We start from the raw sequence: 8,970 nt of genomic DNA, 5'->3' as shown, positions 1-8,970 counted from the left end.
TCTGGCATTCGTCCTGGTTCAAGATGAGACTGTAGTCCTAAATAATTGCGAACTACATTGCGTTGTCCTTCTTTATAAACATAACCATCCCTTTGAATATAACGATGTTTACTGTAAATTTTGTTAGCTTCTGCTAAAGTCCAACTGTTTTCATTAATAGCAACTCCACCCACTCCTGAAATACTTGGATTGGCTTCAAAGGTTTGAATGATTTCTTTGAAATAATCCTTTTCTAAAATCGTATCGTCATCAAGGAAACAAACCACTTCGATTTCATTAAGGGTCAAGTTGCGACTTGATCCTACACGTTCGATACCGTAATTTCTTTGCCTGGTCAAACCCCGATTTTCGGGCGAAACAGCAAAATAATGTACGTTAGGAAATGGATTTTCGGCTAGGATTAATTCCGTTTCATCATTGGTCGAACCATCAATAATGAGAATTTCATTGGGATATAAAGTTTGCTCCTGAACCGATTGCAACAATTGCAATACCGATTGAGGACGCATATAGGTGCAAATAATGAGACTAAACTTCATTTTTTGCTTTTAATTGATTAGCCCAAAATATACTTGATTTCCATTGTTTTTGAAAATTAAAATAATACTTCAAAGGGTTTTTGATTTTTTGAAGTCGATAATATTTAAAAAATAAAATAATTTTATAGCCTAGTTGTTGTTCTCTTGTATTGTGCAAAATTTGATATAACATCACTGTAGGCGAAGGTTTCGGTTGAATATTTTCGTTTTGCCATTGCAAAACAGGCTTTGTCCTAAAACCACCCATAGAGGCTTTCAAGTGAAGAATACTCGGCTCTGGTAAAAATAATACATCCTGACCCAGATTTCGCAATTGCATTCCAAAATCACCGTCTTCTCCATAACCAAATTCATAACCCATTTTAAATTTACAATATCGAAGGCTATCTGCAAACACAAAACTACATCCAGAACCAAAAGTTATCCATTGAAAAATAGTTGTAAGAGGTTGACTTTGTCCTTTTTGAAAACATTTTAAAGTAACTACTTTTGCTCCAAAACTATTAATTTTTTCAAAAGTCTTTTCAATGAAATCATTATCAATCCGGATGTCATCATCTGCCAAAAATACCCACTCACTTTGAATTTGATTTAAAGCCAAATTCCTAGCATTGCAAGCTCCTGCTTGATGAATAAAAATATGCTCTATTTTAAAAGGCCATTTTTCATTGGTCAAATAATCCAATTCAGATTTACTCTCTTCATCAGGATTTTGCTCTACAATTATGACAGTTGCTGGTAAATGTGTTTGTACTTTTAAATCCTTTAAAACGTCGTATAAATTATTCTTTCTCCCAATCGTTGGAATAATGACATCTACTGTAGCTTGATTCACCACTTTTTTGGAAGATTGTATTTTTATACCATCCAAATTAATAGTTGCCTTAGTTCTATTTTTATAGAAAAAAGAAAAGAGAAAAGGCAGAATAGGAAATTTTTGTTCGTATAGAAATATATTAAAAAATAATAAAAACACCCATTGGGTTTTGTAATGTTGCTTTACAAAACGAAAAACAGTAAAACTACTTGTATTTGATGCAAATTCTTTCGGCTTCTCTTTTAAAAGATTAGGTTCTGAATAACACAACAACCCCTTTGGCATAGCCAATTTGGCTAAGGAACATAAAAAATAATCAAAATTTTTATCCAAATAAATTTCCTCTTTCAATGCTAAAAGCACTTCGGCATAAACACCTCCAACAGCACTACTCATTTGCCAAGTGGGAAAAGTGACGCTTTTATTTATTTTAATAAAAGGCGATTGCTCAACATAACCAATAGTGCTACCCAAAAATTCTACTTCATTCTGATGATAGGAAAGTATTATTTTATGATGATGAAAAAGCGATGGTATTTCTTTTAAATTAAGATATTCTTGATATACTTCTTCGCACCAAACTATTATCGATTGCGGAAATTGAATTGCCAATTGCAATAGTCCATTTGCAATAGTCTCTTTCTTATCAAATGAAAATGTTTTTTTTCCATTTGAAACAATTTTAGAAATTCGATTATTTCTATGATAAACTACTATCAAAACTTAGTCAATTAAAGATTTATAAAAGGTAATGTTTTCGTCGGCAATATTTTTAATATCAAAAATAGATTCCACGCGTTTTCTGGCATTTTTTCCTAATTGTTTTGCCAAATCCTTATCAGCTAAAATAGAATTGATTTTAGCTGCATATTCAACGTGATTTTTCGGATGCACCAGAAAACCACTTTTTCCATCAATAATCAATTCCTTTGCCCAACCAATATTACTATTGACCACTGGTTTTTGCATCGCCATAGACTCAATCGTAACCATTCCTAAAGTTTCGGCAAAAGTAGGAAACACACAAACGTGTGCTTTTTTTATGTATTCCTGCACTCCTTGATAAGGGATTTTACCCAAATAGGTTACTTTTTTTAAGTCTTCCTCCTGAAATTGTTGTTGCAATAATTGCCAAGTTGATTCGGATTGTGTTGCAATATCAGAGGAATCTCCTCCTATTAAGACCAATCTAGCTTCGGGATGTTGTTGTCTTACTAAATTGAAAATTTCTGTCAATTCTAGCACGCCTTTTTTTCGAATAATGGTTCCTATATATAAAAGTAATCCTTTTTCAAAAACTTCGGGATTGGAGTTTTCAAATTTTTCAAGTTCTAATCCATAATGGATGGTTTGAATCTTTTTATTTTTTATTCCAAACAGTCTCTTTGATAATTCACCAGCAAATGATGTAGGTGTAATAAAGGCATTGGCACCTTGAATAGCTAATTTCTCAAACCAAAAATTTTTAAATTTCTGCTTCCTTTTTTCGAGATAACAAAAATAAGTATCGCTACCGTGAAAACGAATTACCAAAGGAATATGAAATTTCATAAAAGCGGTAATTCCAGTCCAATCTGGTGCTTCTATAATATCGATATTTTGTTCCCTTATGATTTTGTTACAAAACTTTTGAATATACTTTCTGTAGAAAAACCATTTCGCAAAACAATACTTTCTATCTTCAATTAGATGAATGGTTACTCCATTTTCCTCGAAAACAGTTGATTCCTTTTGACCATAGATAATCACGGTTACTGAAAAGCCTTTTTTAACGAGGGCAACCGCCAAGTTTTTGATACTGGTTCCAATACCCGCAGTATGATTAATTTTTTCGTGAGGATATTCGGGAGTTAGAAAGGCTATTTTCATTGAATAATCTTTTTTATACTCTCCCAAATTCGCTGTGAAGCTTCTTGTGGTGGGTTTTGATTTATTATTTCAAACCAGTTTTTAGCATAACGAACAGTTTCTTTAGAATCATTTAATTCTTTTTCAATTTTAAATGCAATTTCACTTGGATTATTCAACCAAATTACTGCTTTCTCATTAGGCATTGAACGGAAATGAACGTATTTATAAATTTTTGAAACGAACCAATTTGGCAGCACTTTATTATCAACATCATAATTAATATAAGCACAAGACTTGTTGTGTGCTGCGTAGTCAAATACCATAGAAGAGCCTAAATTAATAACCATCTCAGTATGAACAATTGTATTTGCTTGTAAAATGACATCCTCTGGAGTTGGTAAAATTGTATTCCACATCTCCCCTTTTCTTTCCCATTTAGGAGCTACAGAAACAATAACATCATTATAATTTGCGAGCACTTTATCAAAACGTGAAGAAAAATCTACAGGACAACGTCTGAATATAATTCCTAAATCATATCCTTTTTTATTTAACTCACGAATAGATAAAGCCACATCTTCAAGATATTGAGAATCGTCAGGACATGTGGTTACATCATCTCCAGAATAGCAAATGTATTTTTTATCTAAATCTAATCCATTATTCTTAAAAAATACCTCTCTAGAAAATAATTTACTTGTATCAAAATGAGTTTCAAATTGTGGCGTACCCGTTACAAAAACTTGATTCGATCTTATATAAGGGTAATAAAAAAGCAACTCTTTTCGCATTAATTCACTCCATACAAAATAGTAATCCGTTTCAACTACCATAGTAGCTTTTGGCAAATTATCCCAAGAAAAAATAAAACAGGCTGTTGGTATTCCTAAGTCTTGAGCAGCAAGAAGGGGGGCAATTGCTAATACTGGTCTTTGATTGGTACAAAAGATCAAAGCTGGCTTTTCTTTTTTTAAAGTTTCTAAAGATTGACAATAATAAAGTGTTTTTCTTTCTTCTTTATTCATTTTAGCACGAATTTTAGTTAATCCGCTTTGTGAAAAATAGAATTTAGATAATAACTGAACAGCTACACTTTTAATAGTGTTTTTTAAAGTGGAATACGAAAACGGAAAGCGGTAAGTGTTATAAACATTGTCATTTGTATTTTTTATGTTTAAATTCAATTCAACTTGAATTTTCACATTTTTATAAATATCAGTCAATGGATGTGTCTTGGCTTTTTCTATTTTAATTTCATTAAATCCCAAATTGGTCAATGAAAAAGGAGTATTATTCCAAAATACTACATCAAAACCTAGTTCTTTTCCCAATTTATAAAAACTAGTATAAGCAAAGTTGCGCAAGCCTATACCGTCTGGCAGTAGTATGAATATTTTATTTTTAGACATTATATATCACTAAATTGTTTCTGGTGATTGATTTCCCAAATATCTTGCTTTTTCATTGATTCCAAAAATAATTGAGCGCTATTTCCTTGACCAAAATCGATATTTGTATTTTGAACCTCATGCCTATCAATCTTTTTCAAAGCATCTTCAATACTTTTGGAGTCGTAGTCCACATTTATTATATCCGAGTGCACTGCCCTGTTTTGTTGTCGTGTACCGATATTAATAATAGGAATACCATAATAAGGTGCTTCCCGAATTCCTGCACTGCTATTGCCAATAATGAACTGGCTATTCTTCAACAAGATCAAAAAATACTCGAAACGTAACGATGGAAAAACCCGGAATCTAGAATTACTTTTAAGTTGTTGATAGGCATCAATAATACTTTGACTTCCTAAATCGTTGTTGGGATAAATAACTACATAATTATGGGTATCTTTTAATAACGCATTCACAAAATCATCGACATATTGTCTCATTTCTTTTGATTCGGTGGTTACGGGATGAAACATAACGACAGCGTAAGCATCAAAAGGAATTTGGTAATAATTTTTAACTTGATCTAAACTGGGCAAAGCATCCGAAAACATAATATCAAGATCAGGAGAACCGATGGTAAAAATAGACGATTTTATTTCTCCCATTTGTTGCAATCGCTGGGCAGCTTCTGCATTGGAAACAAAATGAATATGACTTAATTTACTCACACTATGACGAATCAATTCATCAACTGTTCCTGAGACCTCTCCTCCTTCAATGTGGGCTACCAAAATATTGTTTAACGAACCTACTATTGCTCCTGCCAAGGTTTCTACTCGATCTCCGTGAACTACAATCAAGTCTGGATGGATTTCTTTTACATAAGTCGAAAGCCCCTCGATAGTTTTAGCTAAGGTTAAATCCATAGTGGTTTCGTGGGTGTGATTTTCAAATGTATGCACATTTTTGAAATTACATCTTTCAATTTCAATTAACGTATAACCATACTCTTTTTGCAAGTGCATCCCTGTAATAAACACAAAAACTTCAAATCCCTCTTGCTTTTCAAGAACTTGAATTAGTGATTTTATTTTACCAAAATCAGCACGGGTTCCAGTTAGGAATAAAATTTTTTTCATTTAATTCTTAAAATTTTTCAGGTTCTTTATTAAAAAAAGAATCTCGACTGCGCTCGATTTGACAACCTCAATTCTTATTAACAAATATCCTTCCATATTAACTGTTCATCATTTTCAATATTTCTAGTCGCTACTTTCCCCAGAACACTATCAAAATGCTCCGCTAAGATTTCTCCTGTTCCTGGGCGTTTGACCCAAATATTGTCCTTCGTAAATATTTCCCCTTTTTTAATATGGGCAATAGTACAAACTGTAGCAAAGGCAAAATCAATAGTAACTTGTTCTTCTCGTGCAGGTTGTTTTGTTCCGCCACGCATATGCCAAATTTCATTGGAACTTAAAATCAAATTCTTGGTAGCTAGTTCATTCATACTACACACAATATCAGGACCTGTTCGTTGCATCGTATCTGTAAAATGACGTTCTAAAATACTAGCTCCTAGTGCAACTGCTCCAAGACAGGCATTGTTATTCAAAGTATGATCAGAAAGCCCAAAAACTTTATCAGGAAAAGCATTATGCATTTCCACCATTGCGCCAAATCGCACCAAATGAATAGGAGTTGGATATAAATTAGTGGTATGCAACAAAGCAACGGGAACGTTATACCTATCAAAAATAGCCACAGCTTTGTGAATACTTTCAATAGTATTCATTCCTGTACTCAATATAACAGGTTTCCCAAAAGAAGCGATATGTTCCAACAACGGATAATTGTTGCATTCTCCTGAACCAATCTTATAGGCTGGAATATCAAACTTTCGCAATCGATTAGCGGCAGCTCGAGAAAAAGGAGTCGATATAAATAGCATCCCTTTGCTTTCGACGTAATTTTTGAGTTCTAATTCTTCTTCTTCATTTAAGGCACAACGTTCCATTATTTCATAAATAGAAACATCTGCATTACCTGGAATTACTTTTTTGGCAGCACCACTCATTTCATCTTCCACAATATGGGTTTGGTGTTTGACCAGCTCAACACCAGCACGATGGGCTGCATCTACCATTTCTTTGGCCACTTGCAACGAGCCTTCGTGATTAATACCAATTTCGGCAATTACTAAAGGAGGAAAATCAGAACCGATTTTTCTTCCTGCTATTTCAATAAAGTGATTTAAAACACTCATAGAAAGTTCATTTTTGATTGTTAAAAGTAGCTAATTTTTCTTTTTTGATTAAGAAAGGTTGTTCCAAAAATCGATAGGAAATTTTGGCAACCAATACCGTCAAACCAATAGATAAAACATACAAAAAAAAAGAATTATAAATATTATATTTCAACAGAAAATTTAACACAAATACAATTACTATTTGATGATACATATATAATCCGTAAGAAATTTTTCCCAAAAAATTAAATGTTTTATTTTCTAACAAGGCAATTAATTTAGGATGATTTACTAGATTCAGAATAACAACTATAAATAATAGTGCGAAAGAACTAGACGCCAAAAAACCAAAATACAGATGAAACACTACAGACAAAATTATAATCACAAGAACTAAAATAAAAATTGGAATAGAAGTAATTTTTCGCACAAGGATACTTTTACAATTTAACAAAAGAGCTCCCAAAGCACCTATTGTAAGGCTATCTAATTGAAAAAGGTGTATGAAGTTTTTAAATAAATCAAAATATTTAAATTCAGGCACGACTCCCAATTCAAAAACAAATAACAGCAAATTATAAACCAATAGTATCCCAATAAACAATGGTTTTAATTTATTAAATTTATCAATTATTAGAGGCCAAATTAGGTAAAATTGTTCTTCGGTGCCTATAGACCAAGTTTGAGTGGCAAAAGGAATTAGTTTTATATTAACCAAAACATTCGTTAGAAAAAAAACGAACAAAAATACCACTAAAACGAGTCTAAAAGAAGATTCTATATTTAATTTAAGATGTGGTATATTAAAAGCTATAAAATGAGGGAGAACAAATAACGACAAGAGAACAATTACATAATAGAGCGGCCAAATTCGATATATTCTTCTTAAATAAAAATTTTTAATGGCAATAAACCCGTTTTTTTCTTTTTCTTTAACCAACAAATACGTAATCAAAAAGCCACTTAATACAAAAAATAGGGAAACCCCTAATCTACCTAATTCTTTTATATTTTGAAAATAATTAGGTTCGTTAAAATACGATTTATTCAATTCCAAATGACTAATTATAACAAGCAATGCTGCTATGAACCGCAAACCATTCAGATTATTAAAATATAATTTATCTTTCATTTTCGAAAAATTGACACAGTATTTGCGTAAAATTAAAATCCTCTTGAGTATCAATGTCAACATTGGCAAAAATATTATTTACTTCGAATGGAAAAGCATTTTTTGAGATAATAATATCGTCCATAATCAAAGTAGCTTTAGTGATATACAACAATCCATTTTCAGAAAACAAAGGGTCTAAATCCTGACTTCTTTGCCCAATTTCGTAATTGAAAGGAATAAATTTATTGTCAATTATTTTACCCAGCTTTTGGTGATTTCGACTAACCGTAAACAAGCTATCGTGATTTCCTTTTTGATAGATTTCAAATGCTTCTTTCAATAAATTTTGAGGTCGTAAAGGATTAGTGGGTTGTAACAAAATCACATTTTCAGCCTCAAAATCTAGCGATTTCAAACTGTGTTTTAGTGCAGAAACGGTCGGTTCAAAATCGCCCGATAAATTTTCAGGTCTGTTAATTACTTTGACTCCATATTGTAAGGCTATTTTTTTGACAGCAACATCATTCGTCGAAACATAGATTTCGTCAATAATAGCTTTATTTTTTTGGGCATACAAAATACTATGAGCAATCAAAGGAATGCCTCCCAAAGACAAAATATTCTTATTGGGCAATCGTTTGGATCCACCACGAGCCGGAATGATGGCTATTGTTTTTGGTTTCATTTTATAGATTTTTTGGCTTCCATAATAATTTTATTCATTCCATCTGACCAAGATTTGGAGGAATACAATTCAGGCTTAATACTTGAACTTTGCAATGGGTTTTCTATAAAATTCATTATAGCTTCTTCCCAAGCAGATACAAAATGTGGTTTTTCTATTAACCGACCCAATTTACCATATTGCAAGACTTCAGGAATTCCTCCAATAGCTGAAGCAATACAATAATTCCCACAATGCAAAGCTTCTATCAAACTCAGACCAAAACCCTCATGACAAAGCGTTGGAAACAAATAACAATCCGAAACTTGAAAATAAGATGCCAATT

The 8,970-nt window shown here is 32.2% G+C and carries 9 protein-coding genes; all 9 read right to left on the bottom strand.

All coding sequences use genetic code 11. The features are described from left to right. On the bottom strand, positions 1-539 hold a 539-nt coding region (locus PHC28_RS11620), incomplete at its 3' end, for a glycosyltransferase family 2 protein (protein ID WP_300100387.1). Beyond that, positions 529-2,076, bottom strand: coding sequence for a glycosyltransferase family 2 protein (locus PHC28_RS11615; protein WP_300100384.1), 1,548 nt, complete (start codon positions 2,074-2,076; stop codon positions 529-531). The genes PHC28_RS11615 and PHC28_RS11620, both read right to left, overlap by 11 nt. Before the next feature lie 3 nt (positions 2,077-2,079). After that, entirely contained in the window at positions 2,080-3,225 is a 1,146-nt protein-coding gene (locus PHC28_RS11610) for a glycosyltransferase family 4 protein (RefSeq protein WP_300100381.1), read from the bottom strand. Beyond that, positions 3,222-4,616, bottom strand: a complete 1,395-nt coding sequence (locus PHC28_RS11605) for a UDP-glycosyltransferase (protein ID WP_300100378.1) — start codon at positions 4,614-4,616, stop codon at positions 3,222-3,224. Before PHC28_RS11605 ends, PHC28_RS11610 begins: the two co-directional genes overlap by 4 nt. Further along, on the bottom strand, positions 4,616-5,737 hold the full coding sequence (gene neuC, locus PHC28_RS11600) for a UDP-N-acetylglucosamine 2-epimerase (protein ID WP_300100375.1): 1,122 nt from the start codon (positions 5,735-5,737) through the stop codon (positions 4,616-4,618). Before neuC ends, PHC28_RS11605 begins: the two co-directional genes overlap by 1 nt. 77 nt (positions 5,738-5,814) lie before the next feature. Next, complete coding sequence (locus PHC28_RS11595) at positions 5,815-6,864, bottom strand: N-acetylneuraminate synthase family protein (protein WP_300100372.1); 1,050 nt, start codon at positions 6,862-6,864, stop codon at positions 5,815-5,817. Positions 6,865-6,871: 7 nt separating this feature from the next. After that, a complete protein-coding gene (locus PHC28_RS11590) occupies positions 6,872-7,978 on the bottom strand; it encodes an acyltransferase (RefSeq protein ID WP_300100370.1) in 1,107 nt (368 codons plus the stop codon). Beyond that, complete coding sequence (locus tag PHC28_RS11585; RefSeq protein ID WP_300100368.1) at positions 7,968-8,645, bottom strand: acylneuraminate cytidylyltransferase family protein; 678 nt, start codon at positions 8,643-8,645, stop codon at positions 7,968-7,970. The genes PHC28_RS11590 and PHC28_RS11585 overlap by 11 nt, the downstream gene beginning before the upstream one ends. After that, positions 8,642-8,970: glycosyltransferase (locus PHC28_RS11580; protein ID WP_300100366.1), on the bottom strand; the 329-nt coding region annotated here is incomplete at its 5' end. The genes PHC28_RS11585 and PHC28_RS11580, both read right to left, overlap by 4 nt.

This window comes from Flavobacterium sp., assembly GCF_028712645.1.
In the GTDB taxonomy this organism is placed as follows: domain Bacteria; phylum Bacteroidota; class Bacteroidia; order Flavobacteriales; family Flavobacteriaceae; genus Flavobacterium.
The sequence above is the reverse complement of the archived record's forward strand: the minus strand, read 5'-3'. Positions and strand labels throughout refer to the sequence as shown.